This window comes from Lelliottia sp. 7254-16, assembly GCF_002922995.1.
Classification (GTDB): Bacteria; Pseudomonadota; Gammaproteobacteria; order Enterobacterales; family Enterobacteriaceae; genus Enterobacter; species Enterobacter jeotgali.
On record NZ_PQVS01000003.1, the window covers coordinates 354,856 to 378,714 of the forward strand.

The 23,859-nt window shown below is 54.2% G+C and carries 20 protein-coding genes; 14 read left to right on the forward strand and 6 right to left on the reverse strand.

Annotation, left to right across the window (positions count from 1 at the left end; translation table 11 throughout):
* Positions 1–5 precede the first annotated feature (5 nt).
* The 6 genes from kdpC (at position 6) to potE (ending at position 8,095) form a co-directional block, all read left to right on the forward strand.
* Positions 6–581 (forward strand): potassium-transporting ATPase subunit KdpC, encoded by a 576-nt coding sequence (gene kdpC, locus C3708_RS06590; RefSeq protein WP_103948797.1) that lies wholly within the window; start codon positions 6–8, stop codon positions 579–581.
* On the forward strand, positions 582–3,269 hold the full coding sequence (gene kdpD / locus C3708_RS06595; protein WP_095281253.1) for a two-component system sensor histidine kinase KdpD: 2,688 nt from the start codon (positions 582–584) through the stop codon (positions 3,267–3,269).
* On the forward strand, positions 3,266–3,943 hold the full coding sequence (gene kdpE, locus C3708_RS06600) for a two-component system response regulator KdpE (RefSeq protein WP_103948798.1): 678 nt from the start codon (positions 3,266–3,268) through the stop codon (positions 3,941–3,943). The genes kdpD and kdpE overlap by 4 nt, the downstream gene beginning before the upstream one ends.
* A gap of 279 nt (positions 3,944–4,222) precedes the next feature.
* Positions 4,223–4,327: a leader peptide SpeFL gene (gene speFL, locus C3708_RS23550; RefSeq protein WP_106875989.1), complete on the forward strand. Its 105-nt coding sequence runs from the start codon at positions 4,223–4,225 to the stop codon at positions 4,325–4,327.
* Between the two features lie 256 nt (positions 4,328–4,583).
* Entirely contained in the window at positions 4,584–6,782 is a 2,199-nt protein-coding gene (gene speF, locus C3708_RS06605) for an ornithine decarboxylase SpeF (protein ID WP_103948799.1), read from the forward strand.
* Positions 6,779–8,095, forward strand: coding sequence for a putrescine-ornithine antiporter (potE, locus tag C3708_RS06610; RefSeq protein WP_095281250.1), 1,317 nt, complete (start codon positions 6,779–6,781; stop codon positions 8,093–8,095). The genes speF and potE overlap by 4 nt, the downstream gene beginning before the upstream one ends.
* A 154-nt stretch (positions 8,096–8,249) precedes the next feature.
* Here the strand turns inward: potE and pgm are convergent, their stop codons facing one another.
* Positions 8,250–9,890 (reverse strand): phosphoglucomutase (alpha-D-glucose-1,6-bisphosphate-dependent), encoded by a 1,641-nt coding sequence (pgm, locus tag C3708_RS06615; protein WP_103946666.1) that lies wholly within the window; start codon positions 9,888–9,890, stop codon positions 8,250–8,252.
* Positions 9,891–9,914: 24 nt separating this feature from the next.
* Positions 9,915–10,457: a replication initiation negative regulator SeqA gene (gene seqA / locus C3708_RS06620; protein ID WP_095281248.1), complete on the reverse strand. Its 543-nt coding sequence runs from the start codon at positions 10,455–10,457 to the stop codon at positions 9,915–9,917.
* Between the two features lie 184 nt (positions 10,458–10,641).
* Here seqA and ybfF point away from each other — a divergent pair, with 184 nt between their 5' ends.
* The 4 genes from ybfF (at position 10,642) to fur (ending at position 13,262) form a co-directional block, all read left to right on the forward strand.
* Positions 10,642–11,415, forward strand: coding sequence for an esterase (gene ybfF, locus C3708_RS06625; protein WP_103948800.1), 774 nt, complete (start codon positions 10,642–10,644; stop codon positions 11,413–11,415).
* Between the two features lie 129 nt (positions 11,416–11,544).
* Positions 11,545–11,832: a LexA regulated protein gene (gene ybfE, locus C3708_RS06630; protein ID WP_095281246.1), complete on the forward strand. Its 288-nt coding sequence runs from the start codon at positions 11,545–11,547 to the stop codon at positions 11,830–11,832.
* A 157-nt stretch (positions 11,833–11,989) separates the two neighbouring features.
* Complete coding sequence (gene fldA / locus C3708_RS06635; protein WP_059178645.1) at positions 11,990–12,520, forward strand: flavodoxin FldA; 531 nt, start codon at positions 11,990–11,992, stop codon at positions 12,518–12,520.
* Positions 12,521–12,815: 295 nt separating this feature from the next.
* Positions 12,816–13,262 (forward strand): ferric iron uptake transcriptional regulator, encoded by a 447-nt coding sequence (gene fur / locus C3708_RS06645; RefSeq protein WP_064325325.1) that lies wholly within the window; start codon positions 12,816–12,818, stop codon positions 13,260–13,262.
* Between the two features lie 106 nt (positions 13,263–13,368).
* Here fur and chiQ read toward each other — a convergent pair whose 3' ends face one another.
* The 4 genes from chiQ to nagE all read right to left on the reverse strand — a co-directional run bounded on the left by chiQ (position 13,369) and on the right by nagE (position 19,451).
* Positions 13,369–13,701 (reverse strand): ChiQ/YbfN family lipoprotein, encoded by a 333-nt coding sequence (chiQ, locus tag C3708_RS06650; RefSeq protein WP_174348722.1) that lies wholly within the window; start codon positions 13,699–13,701, stop codon positions 13,369–13,371.
* A gap of 42 nt (positions 13,702–13,743) precedes the next feature.
* Positions 13,744–15,144, reverse strand: coding sequence for a chitoporin (chiP, locus tag C3708_RS06655; protein WP_095281245.1), 1,401 nt, complete (start codon positions 15,142–15,144; stop codon positions 13,744–13,746).
* A gap of 441 nt (positions 15,145–15,585) precedes the next feature.
* Positions 15,586–17,253 carry a glutamine--tRNA ligase gene (gene glnS / locus C3708_RS06660; protein ID WP_103946670.1) on the reverse strand — a complete coding sequence of 556 codons (1,668 nt, stop codon included), beginning with the start codon at positions 17,251–17,253 and terminating at the stop codon, positions 15,586–15,588.
* Between the two features lie 179 nt (positions 17,254–17,432).
* Positions 17,433–19,451, reverse strand: coding sequence for an N-acetylglucosamine-specific PTS transporter subunit IIBC (gene nagE / locus C3708_RS06665; RefSeq protein ID WP_095281243.1), 2,019 nt, complete (start codon positions 19,449–19,451; stop codon positions 17,433–17,435).
* A 331-nt stretch (positions 19,452–19,782) separates the two neighbouring features.
* Here nagE and nagB point away from each other — a divergent pair, with 331 nt between their 5' ends.
* From nagB to nagD, 4 genes are read left to right on the forward strand one after another with little or no spacing between them, the layout of a single operon-like run.
* Positions 19,783–20,583 carry a glucosamine-6-phosphate deaminase gene (gene nagB / locus C3708_RS06670; RefSeq protein ID WP_095281242.1) on the forward strand — a complete coding sequence of 267 codons (801 nt, stop codon included), beginning with the start codon at positions 19,783–19,785 and terminating at the stop codon, positions 20,581–20,583.
* A gap of 54 nt (positions 20,584–20,637) precedes the next feature.
* Positions 20,638–21,786, forward strand: coding sequence for an N-acetylglucosamine-6-phosphate deacetylase (nagA, locus tag C3708_RS06675; protein WP_095281241.1), 1,149 nt, complete (start codon positions 20,638–20,640; stop codon positions 21,784–21,786).
* Positions 21,787–21,794: 8 nt separating this feature from the next.
* Positions 21,795–23,015: an N-acetylglucosamine repressor gene (locus C3708_RS06680; protein WP_095281240.1), complete on the forward strand. Its 1,221-nt coding sequence runs from the start codon at positions 21,795–21,797 to the stop codon at positions 23,013–23,015.
* Between the two features lie 47 nt (positions 23,016–23,062).
* A complete protein-coding gene (gene nagD, locus C3708_RS06685) occupies positions 23,063–23,815 on the forward strand; it encodes a ribonucleotide monophosphatase NagD (RefSeq protein ID WP_095281239.1) in 753 nt (250 codons plus the stop codon).
* Positions 23,816–23,859: the final 44 nt, after the last annotated feature.

Here is a 23,859-nt window from a genome sequence, read left to right on the forward strand (position 1 = left end):
ATCAAATGACTATGTTACGTCCCGCTATACTTCTGTTTATTCTGCTGTCTCTTGTCACCGGCGGGCTGTATCCGCTGGTGACCACCGCGCTGGGCCAGTGGTGGTTTAAGGATCAGGCAAACGGCTCGCTGATACTGCAAAACGGTGAGAACCGTGGTTCGCGCCTGATTGGGCAGAACTTTACCGACGCGGGCTACTTCCAGGGACGTCCTTCCGCCACCGCAGAAAGCCCGTATAATCCAATGGCTTCGGGCGGCAGCAACCTGGCCGGGAGTAACCCGGAGCTGGATAAAGCCGTGAGCGAGCGCGTTAGCGCCCTGCGCGCTGCCAATCCGCAGGCAAGCGCAAGCGTGCCGGTTGAGCTGGTTACCGCATCCGCCAGCGGACTGGATTACAGCCTGACACCTGCCGCCGTGGCGTGGCAAATTCCACGCGTCGTTGCCGCACGCGGGCTGACCACCGAACAGGTCACAAAACTGGTGGCCGAACACACGCAAAAACCGCTGGTCAGCTTTCTTGGCATGCCGGTCGTAAACATTGTTGAGCTGAATATGTCGCTGGACGCGTTAAGGAAAAACTAAATGACCGACGAGCCCCTGCGTCCGAATCCGGACAGGCTGCTTGAACAGACCGCTGAAGCGCATCGCGGCAAATTAAAAGTGTTTTTCGGCGCCTGTGCGGGCGTCGGGAAAACCTACGCCATGCTGACAGAAGCGCAGCGTTTACGGGCCCAGGGGCTGGATATTCTGATTGGCGTGGTGGAAACCCACGGACGCAAGGAGACAGCGGCGCTGCTGGAGGGGCTGGCGACACAGCCCGCTCGGCGCATCAACCACCGCAGCCGCCTGGTCACCGAGTTTGATCTCGACGCCGCCCTTGCCCGCCGTCCCGCCCTGATTCTGATGGACGAACTGGCGCACAGCAATGCGCCAGGCTCTCGTCACCCCAAGCGCTGGCAGGATGTTGAAGAGCTGCTGGAAGCGGGTATCGACGTCTTTACCACCGTTAACGTGCAACATCTGGAAAGCCTGAATGATGTGGTCAGCGGCGTCACTGGCATCCAGGTACGCGAAACCGTCCCCGATCCCTTTTTTGATTCCGCCGATGAAGTGGTGCTGGTCGACCTGCCCCCGGACGATCTGCGCCAGCGTCTGCACGAAGGCAAAGTTTATATCGCCGGGCAGGCCGAACGTGCCATCGAACATTTTTTCCGCAAAGGGAACCTGATTGCCCTGCGCGAACTGGCACTGCGGCGCACCGCCGACCGGGTGGACGATCAGATGCGCGCCTGGCGAGATCGACAGGGGCAGGATCGGGTCTGGCACACCCGCGACGCTGTTTTGTTGTGCATTGGGCATAACAGCGGCAATGAGAAACTGGTGCGCACTGCCGCCCGGCTGGCGGCAAAATTTGGCAGCGCCTGGCATGCAGTTTATGTTGAGACGCCGCACCTGCACGCCCTGCCAGAGAATCAGCGGCGCGCGATCCTCAGCGCCCTGCGTCTGGCGCAGGAGTTGGGTGCGGAAACCGCCACTCTGTCCGATCCGGCAGAAGATAAAGCCATTCTACGCTACGCCCGCGAGCACAATCTCGGCAAAATCGTCATTGGTCGCCGCCAGAACCGCCGCTGGTTCAGCCGCGAATCCTTTGCCGATAAACTGGCAAAACGCGCGCCGGATCTGGATCTGGTGATTGTCGCGCTTGATGAAAAACCCGCTCCCCTGCCCGGTCGCACCCCTGATGCGCGCACCTTTGGTGACAAATGGCGCATCCAGCTCAGAGGCTGTCTGGTGGCGACGGTGCTGTGCGCTTTAATTACCATTGTCGCCAGCCAGTGGCTGATTGCCTTTGACGCCGCCAACCTGGTGATGATCTATCTGCTCGGCGTAGTGGTAGTGGCATTGCTGTACGGGCGTTGGCCGTCGGTACTCGCCACGGTGATTAACGTCGCCAGCTTTGACCTCTTCTTCATCGCCCCGCGCGGGACGCTCGCCGTGTCGGATGTGCAGTACATTTTGACCTTCGCGGTGATGCTCACCGTCGGGCTGGTGATCGGTAATCTCACCGCCGGCGTGCGCTATCAGGCGCGTATCGCCCGCTACCGAGAACAGCGCACCCGGCACTTGTATGAGATGTCGAAATCACTGGCGGTCGGGCGCACGCCGCTGGATATCGTCCAGACTAGCGAGCAGTTTATTCGTTCCACCTTCCAGGCCAGCAGCCTGATTTTGCTTCCGGACGAGCACGGAAAATTACGCCCGCTGACCTCCGCCACTGGCATGACCCCCTGGGATGAAGCCATTGCTCGCTGGAGTTTTGATAAAGGTCTGCCTGCGGGAGCCGGCACGGACACCCTGCCCGGTGTACCGTATCTGATTTTGCCCCTGCGCAGCGCCGACAAAACGCTCGGGCTGGTGATTGTTGAGCCGTCGAATTTACGCCAGTTGATGATCCCGGAACAGCAGCGTCTGCTGGAGACCTTTACCCTGCTGGTCGCCAGCGCCCTGGAGCGTCTGGCGTTGACCACCAGCGAAGAACAGGCGCGGCTGGCGAGCGAGCGCGAGAGCATTCGTAACTCTCTGCTGGCGGCGCTGTCGCACGATCTGCGCACTCCGCTCACCGTGCTATTTGGTCAGTCGGAGATCCTGACGCTGGATCTGGCGGCGGAAAATTCCCCGCACGCACTGCAGGCCAGCGAAATCCGCCAGCACGTGCTGAACACCACCCGGCTGGTCAATAATTTGCTCGACATGGCGCGCATTCAGTCCGGCGGATTTAACCTGAAAAAAGAGTGGCTGACGCTGGAAGAGGTGGTCGGCAGTGCGTTGAAAATGCTGGAGCCGGGCCTGGGCGGGCGGCATATTACCCTCGATATGCCAGAACCGCTGACGCTGATCCACGTCGACGGGCCGCTGTTTGAACGGGTGCTGATCAACTTGCTGGAGAACGCTGCGAAATACGCCGGTGCAAAAGCGGAAATTGGCCTCAATGCGGGCGTCTACCATCAGGCACTCCGCCTCGAGGTGTGGGACGACGGGCCGGGAATTCCGGCGGGTCAGGAAGCCGCTATATTTGAGAAGTTTGCACGCGGGAATAAAGAGTCGGCGATACCCGGCGTCGGGCTGGGGCTGGCAATTTGCCAGGCGATTGTTGACGTTCACGGCGGGACCATTACCGCCCATAACCGCCCGGAAGGCGGGGCCTGTTTTTGTGTTACACTTCCGCTAGATGTCCCACCAGAACTTGATGAATTACCAGAGGATTTGTGATTAACGTCCTGATTGTCGAAGATGAACTCGCTATTAGTCGTTTCGTGCGCGCTGCGCTGGAAGGCGACGGCTTGCGCGTGTATGACGCCGGGACATTACAGCGGGGGCTTATCGAAGCCGCCACCCGCAAACCCGATCTGGTTATCCTTGATCTCGGCCTGCCCGACGGTGACGGCCTCGATTTTATCCGCGAAGTGCGCCAGTGGAGCCAGATGCCGATCATTGTGCTCTCGGCGCGCGCCGAAGAGACGGACAAAATTGCAGCGCTTGACGCCGGGGCCGACGACTATCTCAGTAAGCCGTTTGGTATTGGCGAACTTCAGGCGCGACTGCGCGTAGCATTGCGCCGCCACAGTGCGACCACGCCTTCCGACCCGGTGTATACCTTTGCGGATATTCAGGTCGATCTGCCTGCACGTCGCATCCTGCGCGGCGCAGAAGAGATCCATCTCACCCCAATTGAGTTTCGCCTGCTGGCGGTGCTCCTCAACAATCACGGCAAAGTCCTGACCCAACGCCAGCTGTTGAACCAAGTTTGGGGACCGAACGCCGTCGAGCATAGTCACTATTTACGCATATATATGGGCCACCTTCGTCAGAAGCTGGAGATGGACCCCGCACGCCCCCGCCATTTATTAACTGAAACCGGTATCGGTTATCGGTTCATGCTTTGAATATTTATTCAGAATTAACTCAATTCAATTAATACAACTTAATGTTACGTATTTAATTATTAAGTGGACGCATATATATGCTCCCTTTAAAATAAACAAACACATCAGAAATACATTGTATTAACATTATTAATACAAACCAGCATTATGCACTGCTCTATTCATGCAAAACGAATATTTATTTCTGATATGATCGGTTATTGGTGATCTTCTTCACGGTTTGCTGCCTTTTCATGGATAAAATGGCCTTGCTTTCAATTACTGAAAGGAAATGTACTCATGGAAAACAACAATCGTTTAATGCCTCATATTAGGCGGACAACACATATTATGATGTTCGCCCACCGCAATAGCTTTGATTTTCATTTCTTCAACGCCCGGTAGTCCTTCGACCCAGGGCGCGTCTGCTTACAGGTTATCCTGAAAACTCCTGACTTACAGGCACTTGCCTGTGGGCGCTGCGCTCCTTTCCCTTAAATCCGCTTTTTTCCGTCACCGGACGGCGTGGATTTATTTCATCTAAAAGCAATTAACTGATTTTTTATCAGCGGCCCCTCTTTGCTTTTTTTTTCCGGAATATTTCGATTTCATTTTTATACGAAGTCGAAGGACAAATATTGCCTAAAATAAAGAGATAATTATGAAGATGTTAAAAATCGCGGCCAGCCGCGCTTGCCCGGACTGCTTTACAACCACACGTGAAATGACTGATGTCACAGCGACGGATTATATTGATGTTGCAGCCGTTGTTCTGGCCGTTGGCGATATATTTAATGGCACCATAGAAGAAATAGAAGCCACCGGATTTGAGATTCCGGTATTTATCGCCACTCACAAAGAAGAGATTGTCCCAGCAGAATATTTACCGCGCATTCAGGGTGTTTTTGAGTGCAACGACACCAGCAACGATTTCTACGGGCGTCAGCTTGAAGCGGCTGCCCTGAAGTATGAAACCCAGCTGCGCCCGCCGTTCTTCCGTGCGCTGGTCGATTACGTTAAACAAGGCAATAGCGCCTTTGACTGCCCAGGGCATCAGGGGGGCCAGTTCTTCCGCCGTCACCCGGCCGGGAATCAATTCGTTGATTTCTTCGGTGAGACGCTGTTCCGCTCTGACCTGTGTAATGCCGACGTGGCAATGGGCGATCTGCTCATTCACGAAGGTGCGCCGTGCACGGCACAAAAACATGCGGCCAAAGTGTTTAACGCCGACAAAACCTACTTCGTGCTGAACGGAACATCATCGTCCAATAAAGTGGTGCTGAATGCCCTGTTGACGCCAGGCGACCTGGTGCTGTTCGACCGCAACAACCACAAATCCAATCACCACGGCGCACTGTTGCAGGCGGGAGCCACGCCGGTTTATCTGGAAACCGCGCGCAACCCGTACGGCTTTATCGGCGGGATAGATGCGCATTGCTTCGAAGAGAACTATCTGCGTGAACTGGTGGCTGAAGTGGCACCGGGCCGCACCCGCGATCAGCGCCCGTTCCGCCTGGCGGTGATCCAGCTTGGCACTTATGACGGCACCATCTATAACGCTCGTCAGGTTGTCGATAAAATTGGTCATCTGTGTGACTACATTCTGTTTGACTCCGCGTGGGTCGGCTACGAGCAATTTATTCCGATGATGGCGGATTGTTCCCCGCTGCTGCTGGAACTGAACGAGAACGATCCGGGGATCCTGGTTACCCAGTCGGTGCATAAACAGCAGGCCGGGTTCTCTCAGACTTCGCAAATTCACAAGAAAGACAGCCACATCAAAGGCCAGCAGCGCTACGTTCCACACAAACGCCTGAACAATGCCTTTATGATGCACGCCTCCACCAGCCCGTTTTATCCGTTGTTTGCCGCTCTGGACATCAACGCCCGGATGCACGAAGGCCAAAGCGGACGCAACATGTGGATGGACTGCGTGGTGAATGGCATCGAAGCCCGCAAATTGATCCTGCAAAACTGTCAGTTTATCCGCCCGTTTGTGCCAGATATGGTCGACGGAAAACCGTGGGAAAGCTGGCCGACGGCGGAGATTTCCTCTGACCTGCGCTTCTTCCACTTTGTACCGGGAGAAAACTGGCATGCGTTTGAAGGCTACGCTGAACATCAGTATTTTATCGATCCGTGCAAATTGCTGCTGACCACGCCGGGCATCAACGCCCGTACCGGTGAGTATGAAGATTTCGGCGTACCGGCCACAATCCTCGCCAACTTCCTGCGTGAAAACGGCGTAGTGCCGGAGAAATGCGACCTCAACTCAATCTTGTTCCTGCTGACCCCTGCTGAGGATATGGGTAAGTTGCAGCAACTGATTGCCCAACTGGTGCGTTTCGAGAAATTGCTGGAAACCGACGCGCCGCTCAAAGAAGTATTGCCGTCACTCTACAAACAGCATCCTGAACGTTACGCCGGTTATTCCCTGCGCCAGATTTGCCAGGAGATGCACGATCTCTACGCCCGCCACAACGTGAAACAGCTGCAAAAAGAGATGTTCCGCAAGGCGCATTTCCCGCCTGTGAAGATGAATCCACAGGAGGCGAATTACGCCTATCTGCGCGGCGAAGTGGAGCTGGTTTCCCTGCGTGATGCCGAAGGTCGTATTGCGGCGGAAGGGGCGCTCCCTTACCCACCGGGCGTGCTGTGCGTGGTCCCTGGCGAAGTGTGGGGCGATTCAGTGCTGCATTACTTCACCGCGCTGGAAGAAGGGATCAACCTTCTGCCGGGCTTTGCGCCTGAGCTACAGGGCGTTTACGTCGAAGAGTGTGATGGTCGTAAACAGGTCCGCTGTTATGTCATTAAGCAGCCAACCGCACAGCCCACGCTGCTGAAAGGGGAAAAACTATGAGTAAGAAATCCAACAAGATGGGTGTGGTGCAGCTCACCGTATTGACGATGGTGAATATGATGGGCTCCGGCATCATCATGCTGCCGACCAAACTGGCGGAGGTCGGGACGATCTCCATTATCTCCTGGCTGGTGACAGCCGTCGGCTCGATGGCGCTGGCGTGGGCCTTTGCCAAATGCGGGATGTTCAGCCGCAAGTCCGGCGGGATGGGCGGTTACGCGGAGTATGCCTTCGGTAAGTCGGGCAACTTTATGGCCAACTACACTTACGGTGTGTCACTGCTGATTGCCAACGTGGCGATTGCCATATCGGCGGTCGGTTACGGTACGGAACTCTTCGGCGTCGCACTGACGCCGGTGCAGATTGGACTGGCGACCATCGGCGTGCTGTGGCTGTGTACCGTGGCTAACTTTGGCGGCGCACGCATTACCGGGCAGATCAGCAGCGTCACCGTCTGGGGCGTGATCATCCCGGTGGTGGGTCTGTGCATTATCGGCTGGTTCTGGTTTAGCCCGACGCTGTACGCAAACTCCTGGAACCCACATCACGTGCCGTTCTTTACGGCGGTCGGGTCGTCTATCGCCATGACGCTGTGGGCGTTCCTGGGGCTGGAATCGGCGTGTGCCAACGCTGAAGTCGTTGAGAATCCGGAACGCAATGTGCCGATCGCGGTGCTGGGCGGGACGTTGGGCGCAGCGGTAATTTATATCATCTCCACTAACGTGATTGCCGGGATCGTGCCAAACATGGATCTGGCGAACTCTACCGCACCGTTTGGCCTGGCGTTTGCGCAGATGTTCACCCCGGAAGTCGGGAAAGTGATCATGGGCCTGATGGTAATGTCTTGCTGCGGTTCGCTGCTCGGCTGGCAGTTCACCATTGCGCAGGTGTTTAAATCGTCCGCTGACTCCGGTTATTTCCCAAAAATCTTCTCCCGCGTCAGCAAAGCAGATGCGCCGGTTCAGGGCATGTTAGCGATTGTGATTTTCCAGAGCGGTTTGTCGCTGATGACCATTAGCCCGTCGCTGAACAGCCAGTTCAACGTGCTGGTTAACCTGGCGGTAGTGACGAATATCATTCCGTACATTCTGTCGATGGCGGCGCTGGTGATCATTCAGAAAATGGCGAATGTCGATCCGCGCAAAGCCAAAATCGCCAATTTCGTCGCGTTGGTTGGGGCGATTTACAGTTTCTATGCGCTCTATTCGTCCGGGCAGGAAGCGATGCTGTACGGCGCGATGGTGACGTTTATGGGCTGGACGCTGTACGGGCTGGTGTCGCCGCGGTTTGAGTTGAAGAATAAGCACAGTTAAAAAAGGTAAAAGCAAAACGGCAACCCGAAGGTTGCCGTTTTTAGTGTTTTCTCCCTCTCCCTGTGGGAGAGGGTTGGGGTGAGGGCATCAGACCGCAGAGCAGTTTTGTAGGCCGGGTAAGGCGGAGCCGCCACCCGGCAAACAGACCGCAGAGTTATGCGTTCTTCAGCACTTCACTCACAATCTCTACCGCTTCTTTCTCAATCAGCTTACGGTGTTCGTCGCCGAGGAAGCTTTCGCAGTAAATTTTGTACGCATCTTCCGTACCGGAAGGACGCGCAGCAAACCAGCCGTTCGCCGTCATCACTTTCAGGCCACCGATAGACGCACCGTTACCCGGTGCCGCCGTCAGACGCGCGGTGATCGGGTCACCCGCCAGCGTATCCGCGCTCACCATCTCTGGAGAAAGCTTAGACAGCGCCGCTTTCTGCGCAGAAGTTGCACTGGCCTGAATACGATTGTAGCTCGGCGCACCAAAGCGAGCGGCCAGCTCGTTGTAGTGCTCCTGCGGGTTCTTACCGGTGACCGCGGTGATTTCCGCTGCCAGCAGGCACATGATGATGCCGTCTTTATCCGTGGACCACGGCGTACCGTCGAAACGCAGGAATGACGCGCCCGCGCTCTCTTCGCCGCCAAAGCCAAAGCTGCCATCGTGCAAACCATCAACGAACCACTTGAAGCCCACCGGCACTTCTACCAGTTTACGGCCCAGATCGTTCACCACGCGGTCAATCATCGCGGAAGAGACCAGCGTTTTACCGACGGCCACCTCTTTGCCCCACTGTGGACGATGCTGGAACAGATAGTTGATCGCAACGGCCAGGTAGTGGTTCGGATTCATCAGGCCCGCAGGGGTGACAATACCGTGACGGTCGTAGTCGGGGTCGTTAGCAAACGCCAGATCGAACTTGTCACGCAGGGCCAGCAGACCGGCCATCGCACACTCGGAGGAGCAGTCCATACGGATGGCGCCGTCTTTGTCGAGGTGCATAAAGCGGAAGGTCTGATCAACCTGATCGTTAACGATGGTCAGATCCAGCTTGTAGAATTCGGCAATGCGCTTCCAGTATTCGATACCGGAGCCGCCGAGCGGGTCCACGCCCAGCTTCAGGCCCGCTTTTTGAATCGCGGCGATATCAACGATATCGGCCAGCCCTTCGATAAACGGCTGAACCAGATCCACTTCTTTCACATGACCGGAAGCCATCGCGGCATCCAGAGAAATACGTTTTACACCTTTCAGACCATCAGCCAACAGCGCATTGGCGCGGTCTTCGACGACTTTGGTGACATTGGTATCAGCCGGGCCACCGTTTGGCGGATTGTATTTGATACCACCGTCGTCCGGCGGGTTGTGCGAAGGGGTGATGACGATACCGTCAGCCTGCGCGCCGCCTTTTTTGTTGTGCACCAGAATGGCGTTCGAGACCGCAGGCGTTGGGGTATAGCCGTTGTCTTCCTGCACGATAACGTCAACGCCGTTCGCGGCCAGCACTTCCAGCACGGAAATGAATGCCGGTTCGGACAGCGCATGAGTGTCTTTACCGACATAGCACGGACCGGTCACGCCATTTTTGGCGCGTTCTTCCGCGATGGCCTGGGCAATGGCCAGAATATGCGGTTCGTTAAAGCTGTGGCGCGCCGCGCTGCCACGGTGGCCAGACGTCCCAAACTTCACTGCGTGTTCTGCGTTACCCACTTCTGGCTTCAGTACATAGTACTGAGCGGTAAGCTGAGCGACGTTAATCAAATCGCTTTGTTGTGCAGGCTGACCCGCACGATCGTGATTTGCCATTGCCTGGTCCTTCCTGTGCAAGGGTTAAATGGTACCGCAAACCTTTTCAATCAATTCCGCCGGGAATTGCATCGACTGCATGATGTGTTCGACCATGCTGCATTTGCGTCCGGTATTGGTATTGGTGATCACCCAGTACGGCGTACCAGGGACATGTTTAGGCTTGGTTTGATTGCCGTTTGCAATCAGCGTTTGCTCGTCGATCGCGAAGTAGACGCGGGTACGGCCATGAAGCGAATCGGTGGCTTCAGCAAACGCTTTGTTATCCAGTGAATAGAGTGTAGACAGCACCAGCATAAAGCGGTTAACCGCTTTTTTCTGCTCGGCGTATTCATCGGAAAGCAGCAGTTCACGCACCGCGCGCACTTTATCTTTCACCGGGGCGACGGCTTTAACTTCAGCAACCGCATTTGGCTGACGAACCTCTTTAGAAACCGGAGTTGCAGGCTGTGAGGCGGCGGAAAATTTCAGCATACGCCGTAAAATGTCGGACGCACTCTCGCCAATATGTCGCGTGTGGCTGGCAATATACTGATAGAGCTCATCATCAACTTCGATTGTTTTCATCTTAATCCAGTGCAATATCTTATCTGAATACAAGTCGTTGGGATTATAAGGGCTAATCCCAACCGCGAATAGGGTCAAGCCCGGCCAGCGGCAAAAAGTCAGATTAAACTGGAACCTTGCAGCCGGGCGGCAGAATGGTCAACATAATACCCTAACCTGACACCTGTAAAAAAAGAACTTTGCCATGAAATTGAATAGCCGAGCGCAATCTGCACAATCGCCGAACAATAATTCCCCCATCGTACTGGTTCATGGCCTGTTTGGCAGTCTCGATAACCTGGGCGTGCTGGCGCGCGATCTGGTGGCCGACCACGATATCCTGCAGGTGGATATGCGCAACCACGGGCTTTCCGATCGCAGCCCGGAGATGACCTACAGCGTGATGGCGCAGGATCTGCTGGAAACGCTCGATGCGAACAGTATTGAAAAGGCGACGCTGATTGGCCATTCGATGGGTGGCAAAGCGGTGATGGCGCTGACGGCGCTGGCGCCTGAGCGTATCGATCAGTTGGTAGTGATTGATGTCGCGCCGGTGGATTATGACGTGCGCCGTCACGACGAAATTTTTGCCGCCATTAATGCCGTGACCGATGCTGGCGTGTCGACTCGCCAGCAAGCCGCTGCGGAAATGCGCGAGCATCTTGATGAAGAAGGCGTGGTGCAGTTTCTGCTGAAATCATTCGTCGATGGCGCATGGCGTTTTAATGTGCCGGTGCTGTGGGACCAGTATTCGGATATTGTCGGCTGGCAGAAGGTTCCGGCCTGGCCGCACCCTACCCTGTTCATTCGCGGGGGCAATTCTCCGTATGTGACCGACGCGTATCGCGACGCCCTGTTGGCGCAATTCCCACAGGCGCGTGCGCATGTGATTGCCGGAGCCGGGCACTGGGTTCACGCCGAAAAACCAGAAGCGGTGCTGCGAGCAATACGCCGCTATCTCTCTGATAACGCGATTTGATTAAAAAGCCAGCGACTGATTGCCCGCAGGCTACCAGTCGTTGGCGTGCAGGTTGACGTCATGTATGATGTCGCGCTCATCGCCCCGGCAATAGCAGGGCTGCTTGTTTTCCCCCGAAGTCTCTGAATCATGGCCAAAGAACAAACGGACCGCACGACATTAGATCTGTTCGCGACTGAACGTCGACCGGGACGACCAAAAACCAATCCGCTTTCGCGTGATGAACAGTTGCGCATCAATAAGCGCAATCAGCTGAAACGCGACAAGAGTCGTGGGCTTAAACGCGTCGAGCTAAAACTCAACGCGGAGGCTGTCGACGCCTTAACGGAGCTGGCCGATGCGCGCGAGATCAGCCGCAGTGAGCTGATTGAAGAGATGCTGATGGCACAACTTCAGGCATGGCGCAGCACCAGGTGATCGTCCGAAAATCCACCCAATAGTCCTTTTCATGTAGCACAGAGTGCAGTCCCGCGTGATAGCTGTTTCCGCAGACTTCCCTGTTCTGCTATGATTGCCCTTATCCGTGGACAAATTGCGCCACCATACCATTAAGTTTCAAGAGGTTATTTCACTCATGGCAATCATCGGCATTTTTTTCGGCAGCGATACCGGTAATACCGAAAACATCGCAAAAAACATTCAAAAACAGCTTGGTAAAGACGTTGCCGACGTGCATGACATTGCTAAGAGCAGCAAGGAAGATCTCGAAGGCTACGATATTCTGCTGCTCGGCATTCCGACCTGGTACTACGGCGAAGCGCAGTGTGACTGGGATGATTTCTTCCCGACGCTGGAAGAAGTCGATTTCAACGGCAAGCTCGTGGCCCTGTTTGGCTGCGGCGACCAGGAAGACTACGCGGAATACTTCTGTGATGCGCTGGGGACTATTCGCGACATCATTGAACCACGCGGTGCCGCGATCGTCGGCCACTGGCCAACGGCGGGCTATCATTTCGAAGCCTCTAAAGGCCTGGCGGACGACGATCACTTTGTCGGACTGGCGATTGACGAAGACCGTCAGCCAGAATTGACCGCAGAGCGCGTCGACAAGTGGGTAAAACAGATCCGCGAAGAACTGCACCTCGACGATATTCTGAACGCCTGATCAAATCTGTGAGGCATGGCGATTTACGCCATGCCTCATTGATAGATAATTCCAATCAAAATAATTGCTACAAATTTTTAACTTTTGTGTTCATACCTGTACAATGTCCCAGGGTTACAGTGGATGCCATCGAACAAGTTTGTTGGTGATACCACGTTTTTATAAGCATACTTTGCTTGAGACTTGCAGTTTTCATTTAGGCATGGCAGTTCTATAATGAGACGCATTATCCCAACTGCATTTTCTTTCATTTCCTCTAAAGAAGTGAACCGTTTAGCAACAGGACAGATTCCGCATGACTGACAACAATACCGCATTAAAGAAGGCTGGCCTGAAAGTGACGCTTCCTCGTTTAAAAATCCTGGAAGTTCTGCAAGGACCGGACAACCATCACGTCAGTGCGGAAGACTTATACAAACGTCTGATCGACATGGGCGAAGAGATTGGACTGGCGACCGTATACCGCGTTCTGAACCAGTTCGATGACGCCGGAATTGTCACCCGCCACAATTTTGAAGGCGGTAAATCCGTTTTCGAACTGACGCAGCAGCATCACCACGATCACCTGATTTGCCTCGACTGCGGCAAGGTGATTGAGTTTAGCGATGACTCTATCGAAGCACGTCAGCGTGAAATTGCCACTCGTCATGGCATCCGTCTGACCAACCATAGCCTGTATCTGTATGGTCACTGTGCTGAAGGCGATTGCCGCGAAAACGAGCACGCTCACGATACAAAATAATCGTGTTTTCATACTCTGAGCCAACCTGACGGTTGGCTTTTTTTTGCCGGAAATAAATGCAAAAACGCCCGGCGAGCTTTCGCTGCCGGGCGTTAATCAACGCGAATTACTGCGCGTTATTGTTGCGAATCTCCTGCCAGAGCTGACCGCAATCGGCTTTCACCGCTTCGCCATTACCCGTCTTACGCGCCTGGATACAGGCCTGGTAATCCATCACGCGGACGTTTTCCTGCGTGGCGAATTGCTCATGTGCCTTCTCTTTCTTCAGCACCGTCAACACGCTCTGACAGGCCTGGATTTTTTCCGGCGAGCCTTCAGCGGTATTGATACAGGTGCTGTAAGCCTCTTTGAGACGAGAATCTTCTTTGGGGGCCTGAGGCTGAGCGCACGCAGCCAGTCCTGATGCCAGTACTGCGACAATGACTAATTTCTTCAACATGTCGGTCTCCATTCCGGCGGGAATGTCCCGCCGGACAGTTCATCAGAAGATGGTAAATGGCGCGATAACCATGAATTTCACGTCACGCTCATCCTGGAAGATGTTGCCGTAACCACCTGCATAGCTTGGAATGTCGGAATGGTTGTCATACTGCGTGAAGTGCAGTTTGAACATGGTGCCTTTAGCGCGACCGTCCTGCAGGGTGTACATCGCATCGAGACTGTAAGAAGACTCTTTCAGGCGATAGTTAGGATCGTAGTAAGCGTCTGGCGTCGCCATGTCACCCGGCTTCGCATCCCATGCGTAAGCGTAGGAAGCACCCACTGCCCAGCCCGGAAGATTCCAGTTTTTCAGGTCATACATCGCACCGAAGAAGAGTGCTTTTTCGCCGTCGGCGTTGAAGTCAGAGCGGTTATCCCACCAGATATCCAGACGACCGTTGGACGATGCATAGGTTGGCGTCATACGCTGAAGGAAGTAGCCCTGCTGCCCTTCGGCTTTGACGTAAGTCCCTTCGAGGCGTAAATCCACCTGCCCGATTTTGTAGCCAAAAGTCAGCGCCTGCAGCCATGCGGTGCCGTCATACAGATCGTTCACGCTGCCATCGCTGACTTTGTCGCGTGTGCCGTAGAACTGGTAGCTGGTGGTCAATGGGCCACCAACGATATCAAATTTGTAGCTGGCTTTGGCGAAGTACTGATCGACATAACCTTCAGCCTGACCAAACGCCGCTTCCAGCACGAGATCGTTTTTGAAGTCATATTTCGCGCCGAGAGAGTGGAGATATTCCACGCGGGTCTTTTTATCGTTTTGGTAGAACTTGTCCATCTCGATGTGCCACGGCGCTTTGTACTCGTTGGTCCACATGTAGGAGAAGCTCAACGCGCCCGCATCGCCGTAATCAAAGTTTGCCCCAGCTTCAGCACCCTGATAGGTACCCGGCATAAAGCTCCAGTGTGGTGCTAACAGCGTCTGGCCGGTTGGCTGAATGTAACCGCCACGCGCCCATACTGGTCCGTATTTGAATTTCGCGGCCGCTTTATACAGGCTGATCCCGCTCTTATCGCCAGACCAGTCTTCTTTGTAGGCTTTATTACTGGAGGAGAACGCGATTTCGTTCGGGTGCGCGCTATCGCCGTTTTCCGCCATTTCGATAGCGGTGAACGCAGCAATATCCAGACCGAACATATCAGCGGCATAACCCGACTGGAAATCCAGGTTGGCGTTCCAGGTGGAGTGAGAAAGGTTTACTTTGTATTTGTCGCCATCGGTGACGTCTTTACGGTCACGTTCACGTTGCCAGTAATAGATACCGCCCGTGAGTGTCGAATCATCGATAAAGCCTGCTGCCTGAGCCTGCGGAGCTGCAATAAAGCCCGACATTGCTGTCACACCGGCGATAGCCAGCGCCAGCGCACTACGTTTGCCACTGAACGTACGCATAGATTGTTCCTCTTTGACGAATAAAAGCGCCTTAAACGGCGAAAAATCTAAAAGACCTAATGGTCAGGGGTAGTCAGAAATACCCTCGAATTAACTACCGCCTTTAGACTATTTTTCGCGACGCGAATTATCAATGCTTTTCAGTGAGCAAAATGCAGGATTATGACGAAGTGCACATAATTGGTAGCGATTTGAAACATATCGCTTCCGACAAGGCTTAAGCGGAAAAAATCGGTAAAATTCAGTAGGTAAACTTATTTGATAGCGCTTACATCTCTTTATTCGACTTAATTCAAGTTACTCGAAACTTTATTAAAAAAAATAAGTAGCAGCTCATTGACGCACTATTTTTACGTCAAAAATATTCACTTCAAGTAATCGCATGATCGATAAGCAAAAAAAACGCCGCGTTAAGCGGCGTTTGTCTCTCATTGACCAGGCTTACTCGCCAGCTTTGGCCCAGGTATCACGCAGACCAACGGTACGGTTAAATACCAGTTTGGTAGCGGTTGCATAACGGCTGTCAAGGCAGAAGTAACCTTCGCGCTCGAACTGATACGCTTTACCCGCTTCGGCTGTTTTCAGGGAAGGTTCTGCATAACCCTGCTTGATAACCAATGATTCCTGGTTGATGGTCGCCAGGAAATCTTCCGCCGCGCCAGGGTTCGGAATGCTGAACAGACGATCGTACAGACGAATTTCGACCGGCAGCGCGTGTGCTGCGCTCACCCAGTGAATCACGCCTTTCACTTTGCGTCCGTCGGCAGGGTCTTTGCTCAGGGTCTCTGCGTCGTAGCTGCAGAAGATAGTGGTGATGTTGCCTTCGGCGTCTTTCTCAACGCGCTCAGCTTTAATCACGTACGCATTGCGCAGGCGAACTTCTTTTCCCAGCACCAGACGTTTGTACTGCTTGTTCGCTTCTTCGCGGAAGTCAGCGCGATCGATCCAGATCTCAGCGCTGAACGGCACTTCACGGCTGCCCATTTCCGGTTTGTTCGGATGGTTCGGCATGGTGACCTGCTCGCTTTCGCCCTGCGGGTAGTTTTCGATAACCAGTTTAACCGGATCGATAACTGCCATAGCGCGCGGCGCGTTTTCGTTCAGATCTTCGCGAATGCAGGATTCCAGAGACGCCATCTCAATGGTGTTGTCCTGCTTGGTCACGCCGATACGTTTGATGAACTCGCGAATAGCCGCTGCGGTATAGCCACGACGACGCAGACCAGAGATAGTCGGCATACGCGGGTCATCCCAGCCTTCAACGTGCTTGTCGGTCACCAGCAGGTTCAGCTTACGCTTGGACATCACGGTGTATTCCAGATTCAGACGAGAGAATTCGTACTGACGCGGATGCACAGGGATGGTGATGTTATCCAGAACCCAATCGTACAGACGACGGTTGTCCTGGAACTCCAGCGTACACAGAGAATGCGTAATGCCTTCCAGCGCATCGCTGATGCAGTGGGTGAAGTCGTACATCGGGTAGATGCACCACTTGTTGCCAGTCTGGTGGTGCTCGGCAAATTTAATGCGATACAGCACCGGATCGCGCATCACGATGAACGGTGATGCCATGTCGATTTTGGCACGCAGACAGGCTTTGCCTTCTTCGAAGCCACCTGCACGCATTTTCTCGAACAGCGCGAGGTTTTCTTCGACGCTGCGATCGCGGAACGGGCTGTTTTTACCCGGCGCCGTCAGCGAGCCACGGTATTCGCGGATTTCGTCAGCAGACAGCTCGTCAACGTAGGCCAGGCCTTTGTTGATAAGCTCTACGGCGTACGCGTGCAGCTGATCGAAATAGTCCGAGGAGTAGCAGATATCGCCAGACCAGCTGAAGCCTAACCATTGCACGTCGTTCTTAATGGACTCAACGTATTCGATGTCTTCTTTAACAGGGTTAGTGTCATCGAAACGCAGGTTGCATTGGCCCTGGTAGTCTTGCGCAATGCCGAAGTTCAGGCAGATGGATTTCGCATGACCGATATGCAGGTAGCCGTTTGGCTCCGGCGGGAAACGGGTATGAACTGTGGTGTGCTTACCACTGGCCAGATCTTCATCGATGATCTGGCGAATAAAGTTACTCGGGCGGGCTTCAGCCTCACTCATCGTGGATTCCTCAAAGCGTCAACAACGTATAACGGGATATGATCTTATAAGCCGGACGTAGTGACAACCTTTAGTTATGCAAAAAATGGCTTTGAAGTGAATATTGGGGAGGATTGCTGCAAAAAAAAGCGGCGGAGGATTACCCCCGCCGCTTAAGGCATGACTCTACTCAGGAGCGATTACTTGCCTTTAATCTCGTACAGTGGCGTTTGACCGGCAACGACCTGACCTTTCGCCTGGAGAACCAGACCGCTAAAGTCGTCGATGTTGCTGCAAACAACCGGGCTAATCATGGAGCGCGCATTGGCGTTCAGGAAGTCCAGATCCATTTCCAGAATCGGCTGACCTGCCACCACTTCGGCACCCTCTTCAACCAGACGCGTGAAGCCTTGACCACCCAGGGCAACGGTGTCGATACCCATGTGGACCACGATCTCAGCACCCTTCTCAGTTTCGAGGCAGAACGCATGGTTGGTGTTGAAGATTTTCACGATGGTGCCGGCTGCTGGAGAAACCACGGTTTTTTCCGTTGGTTTCACTGCTACGCCGTCACCGACCGCTTTGCTGGCGAATGCTTCATCAGGAACCTGTTCCAGGGCAACGACTTCACCGGTGACTGGAGAAACCAGCGCCGCGATGGTGGTAGCGTTAGGAACCGCCTGAGGTTTAGCCGCAACAGGTGCAGCGGCGACAGGAGCAGCTTCAGAAGCCGCTACCGGACCGGTGGTTTTCATGGCGTTAGCGATTTTTTCCGCCACGAAGCCTACGATAATCTGCACGCTGGTTTTGTTCAGACGAATCACACCAGATGCACCCAGGCGTTTTGCCAGCGCTTCGTTAACCAGAGAAGAATCTTTCACGTTGAGGCGCAGACGCGTGATACAGGCGTCGATGCCGGTCAGGTTGTCAGAACCACCAACAGCGGCGATGTACTGACGCGCCAGGCCTGCAACGTCCTGCTCTTTATCACCACTCACATTCACGTCCTGGCCATCAGCTTCGCTACCGGCAACAGCCAGCTCGCGACCCGGAGTCATCAGGTTGAATTTGGTGATAGTGAAGCGGAACACCACGTAGTAAATCACGAAGAACACCAGACCCTGAGGGATCAGCATCCACCAGTGAGTCGCCAGCGGGTTACGGGACGACAGCACCATATCCACCAGACCCGCACTGAAGCCGAAGCCTGCAATCCAGTGCATCGATGCAGCGATGAACACGGAGATACCGGTCAACACAGCGTGGATCACGTACAGAACCGGCGCCACGAACATGAAGGAGAATTCCAGCGGCTCGGTGATACCGGTGAAGAAGGCCGCGAATGCGCCCGCCATCATGATACCCAGAACTTTCGCTTTGTTCTCTGGACGTGCGCAGTGGTAGATGGCCAGCGCCGCACCCGGCAGACCGAACATCATAATCGGGAAGAAGCCCGCCTGATAACGACCGGTAATACCGACAATGCCTTTACCTGTTTCGATGGACTGTGCGCCGCCGAGGAAGTTAGGGATATCGTTAATACCTGCAACGTCAAACCAGAACACGGAGTTCAGGGCGTGGTGCAGACCGACCGGAATCAACAGACGGTTGAAGAAGGCGTAAATACCTGCGCCCGCAGAACCGAGTTTCTGAATGTGCTCACCGAAGTTTACCAGACCGTCGAAGATAACCGGCCAGACGTACATCAGGATGAACGCCACAGCGATCATGACGAAGGAGGTCAGAATCGGCACCAGACGACGGCCGCTGAAGAACGACAGCGCCTTCGGCAGCTCAACGCCGCTGAAGCGGTTGTACAGTTCTGCAGAGATGATACCCACGAGGATACCGACGAACTGGTTGCTGATCTTACCGAACGCAGCAGGCACCTGGTCCACTGGGATCTTCTGAATCATGGCAACCGCTGCCGGAGAACAGAGTGTGGTCAACACCAGGAAGCCCACAAAACCGGTTAATGCTGCTGCACCGTCTTTATCTTTGGACATACCGTAAGCGACACCAATCGCAAACAGTACAGACATATTGTCGATGATCGCGGAACCGGACTTGATGAACAGCGCCGCAAGTGCGTTATCACCACCCCAGCTTACTGGGTCAATCCAGTAGCCCACACCCATCAGAATTGCTGCCGCTGGCAGCGTGGCAACCGGCACCATCAGTGCGCGGCCAACCTTTTGTAAATAACCTAGAATACTCACTTGTGCTTCCCCCTATGAGACCCCGTTTAAGGCACGTTCTCAGCTGTTTTTTATTGTGTCACTAACTTATCGATACAGTTGATGAATCACTGGCATTCTGAGTGTGTGAGAAATTAATTCGTATCGCAAATTAAATGCATACTTTTTGTGAGTTTTGTCACCAAATTCCGTTATTAACCCTCCCTTTTGCTGGCTAACAGTGAAAACTTATTTTATCATTCAAAAAATCAAGTCGGATTGACCCCTGCCCTGCGTGATCCAGGTTACGCTTATTTAAGGTCAAGGCGCGCCATCCGCCCACTTTTTTTAACTTTAACTTTAGAGGTGAACAATGAGACTGATTCCCCTGGCTACAGCTGAACAAGTCGGTAAATGGGCTGCACGCCATATCGTTAACCGTATCAACGCGTTCAAACCTACTGCCGATCGTCCTTTCGTTCTCGGCCTGCCAACCGGTGGCACCCCGCTGACCGCGTATAAGGCTCTGGTCGAAATGCATAAATCAGGCCAGGTTAGCTTTAAACATGTTGTGACCTTCAACATGGACGAATACGTAGGCTTAGCGAAGGAGCATCCGGAGAGCTACCATAGCTTCATGCACCGCAATTTCTTTGATCACGTTGATATTCAACCTGAAAATATTAACCTGCTGAATGGCAACGCGCCTGATATTGACGCAGAATGCCGTCAGTACGAAGAAAAAATCCGCTCTTATGGCAAAATTAACCTGTTCATGGGCGGCGTGGGTAATGACGGTCATATCGCGTTCAACGAACCGGCTTCTTCACTGGCCTCTCGTACCCGTATTAAAACCCTGACCCATGACACCCGCGTGGCAAACTCTCGCTTCTTCGACGGCGACGTAAATCAGGTGCCAAAATACGCCCTGACCGTTGGCGTGGGCACCCTGCTGGATGCCGAAGAAGTGATGATTCTGGTGCTGGGCAACGTGAAAGCGCAGGCGCTGCAAGCCGCCGTTGAAGGCAACGTGAACCACATGTGGACCATCAGCTGCCTGCAGCTGCATCCTAAAGCGGTGGTGGTATGCGACGAGCCATCTACGATGGAACTGAAAGTGAAGACGCTGAAATACTTCAACGAGTTAGAAGCTGAAAACATTAAAGGTCTGTAATTGACTAGCCGCCTCTTCCCAAAGAGGCGGTTGAATTTTTAAACCGGGGGTCTTATGTACGCTTTAACCCACGGTCGGATTTATACCGGCCATGAAATTCTGGATGACCATGCGATTGTTATCGCCAATGGCCTGATTGAACGTGTCTGCCCGCAGGCTGAACTGCCGCCGGAGATCGAACAGCGCTCACTCAATGGAGCAATCATCTCCCCCGGTTTTATCGACGTCCAGCTGAACGGCTGCGGCGGCGTGCAGTTCAACGACTCGCCAGAGGCGGTCACTGTTGAAACGCTGGAGATCATGCAGAAAGCCAATGAGAAATCGGGCTGCACCAGCTATCTGCCAACACTCATTACCTCCGACGACGAATTAATGAAGCAAGGTATCCGCGTGATGCGTGAATACCTGGCGAAATATCCGCATCAGGCGCTGGGTCTGCACCTTGAAGGTCCGTGGCTGAACATCGTCAAGAAAGGCACGCATAACCCGAATTACGTGCGCAAGCCGGACGCCGAGCTGGTCGATTTCATGTGCGCCAACGCGGACGTGATCACCAAAGTAACGCTGGCGCCTGAAATGACCGGGCCAGAAGTGATAAGTCAACTGGCAGCCGCGGGTATCGTGGTTTCTGCGGGTCATTCCAACGCCACGCTCGCCGAAGCCAAAACCGGTTTCCGTGCAGGTATTACCTTTGCAACGCACCTTTATAACGCGATGCCGTACATTACCGGTCGTGAACCAGGGCTGGTCGGTGCGATTCTTGATGAGCCAGACGTTTACTGTGGCATTATCGCTGATGGCCTGCATGTGGATTACACCAATATCCGCAACGCGAAACGCCTCAAGGGCGATAAGCTGTGCCTGGTGACTGATGCCACGGCGCCAGCAGGGGCAAACATTGAGCAGTTCATTTTTGCTGGTAAAACAATATACTACCGCAATGGACTGTGCGTGGATGAGAACGGAACGCTGAGCGGCTCGGCGCTGACGATGATCGAAGGGGTACGTAACCTGGTTGAACATTGCGGTATTGCGCTGGATGAAGTGCTGCGTATGGCAACACTCTACCCGGCTCGCGCTATCGGCGTGGATAAAGAGCTGGGCGGTATCGCACCGGGCATGGTGGCCAACCTCACCGCCTTCACACGCGATTATAAAATTATTAAGACCATCGTTAATGGTAACGAGGTCGTCACTGAGTAAGTAAAAGTATGACATCTGGCGGACAAGCTCAAATTGGTAATGTTGACCTCGTTAAACAACTTAACAGTGCGGCGGTGTATCGCCTGATTGACCAGCATGGTCCAATCTCGCGCATACAGATTGCCGAACAGAGCCAGCTTGCACCCGCCAGCGTGACTAAAATCACGCGTCAGCTTATTGAGCGCGGCTTGATTAAAGAAGTCGATCAGCAGGCCTCCACCGGGGGCCGCCGCGCCATCTCTATCATTACTGAAACCCGCAATTTCCACGCCATTGGCGTGCGCCTGGGTCGTCATGACACCACGCTCACTCTGTATGATTTGAGCAGCAAAGTAGTGGCAGAAGAACACTATCCCCTGCCGGAACGCACGCAAGAAACGCTGGAACACGCCCTGCTGAATACCATTGCGCAGTTTATTGAAAGCTGCCAGCGTAAAATCCGCGAGCTGATCGCCATCTCGGTTATCCTGCCTGGCCTGGTCGACCCGGAAAGCGGCGTGATTCGTTATATGCCGCATATTCAGGTTGAAAACTGGGGGCTGGTCGGTGCGCTGGAAAAACGTTTCAACGTCACCTGTTATGTCGGGCACGATATCCGCAGCCTGGCGCTGGCGGAGCACTACTTTGGTGCGAGTCAGGATTGCGAAGACTCTATTCTGGTGCGCGTACACCGAGGAACAGGTGCCGGGATTATCTCCAACGGACGCATTTTTATTGGCCGTAACGGCAACGTCGGTGAGATTGGACACATTCAGGTAGACCCGCTTGGCGAGCGCTGCCACTGCGGCAATTTTGGTTGTCTGGAAACGGTCGCCGCCAATGCTGCGATTGAACATCGTGTGCGCCATTTGCTTGAACAGGGCTATCAAAGCCGCATCACGCTGGAAGACTGCAAGATCAACACCATCTGCAAAGCCGCCAACAAAGGCGACGCCCTCGCCTGCGAAGTGATTGAGCAAGTGGGCCGTCATTTGGGCAAAACCATCGCCATTGCCATCAACCTGTTTAACCCGCAGAAAGTGGTGATCGCCGGTGAGATCACCGAGGCTGAGAAAGTGCTGCTTCCGGCGATCGAAGGCTGCATTAATACTCAGGCGCTGAAAGCCTTCCGTCAGAATCTGCCGGTGGTGCGCTCGACGCTCGATCATCGCTCCGCCATTGGCGCTTTTGCGCTGGTGAAACGCGCCATGCTTAACGGTCTGCTGCTCCAGCGTTTGCTGGAAAGCTAAGAGCGCTTTATAGTGACGCCTTCTTTTTTTGAGATGCCAGGTAGTTCATGACCATTCAGAATGTGATTTGTGATATTGACGGCGTGCTGATGCACGATAACGTTGCGGTGCCCGGTGCCGCTGAGTTTCTGAACCGTATTCTGGAAAAAGGAATGCCGCTGGTTCTGCTGACCAACTATCCGTCGCAGACCGGGCAGGATCTGGCCAACCGCTTTGCCACCGCGGGCGTCGACGTGCCGGACAGCGTGTTTTACACCTCCGCGATGGCGACCGCCGACTTCCTGAAACGTCAGGAAGGGAAAAAAGCGTACGTGGTCGGGGAAGGCGCGCTGATCCACGAGCTGTATAAAGCAGGCTTTACCATCACCGATGTGAATCCTGATTTTGTGATTGTCGGCGAGACCCGCTCCTTTAACTGGGAAATGATGCACAAAGCGGCCTACTTCGTGGCTAACGGCGCGCGCTTTATTGCCACCAACCCGGACACTCATGGCCGTGGCTACTACCCGGCGTGCGGTGCGCTCTGTGCCGGTATCGAGAAAATATCTGGCCGCAAACCCTTTGTAGTGGGCAAACCGAGCCCGTGGATTGTCCGCGCGGCGCTCAACAAAATGCAGGCCCACTCCGAGCACACGGTGATTGTCGGCGATAATCTGCGCACCGATATTCTGGCCGGTTTCCAGGCCGGGCTTGAAACGATCCTTGTGCTCTCGGGTGTGTCGACGCTCGACGACATCGACGCCATGCCGTTCCGACCGAGCTGGATTTATCCGTCGGTGGCTGAAATCGACGTTATCTGACAAAAAACCACGCCCTCGAGCGTGGTTTTTCATTTTTAAGCCGC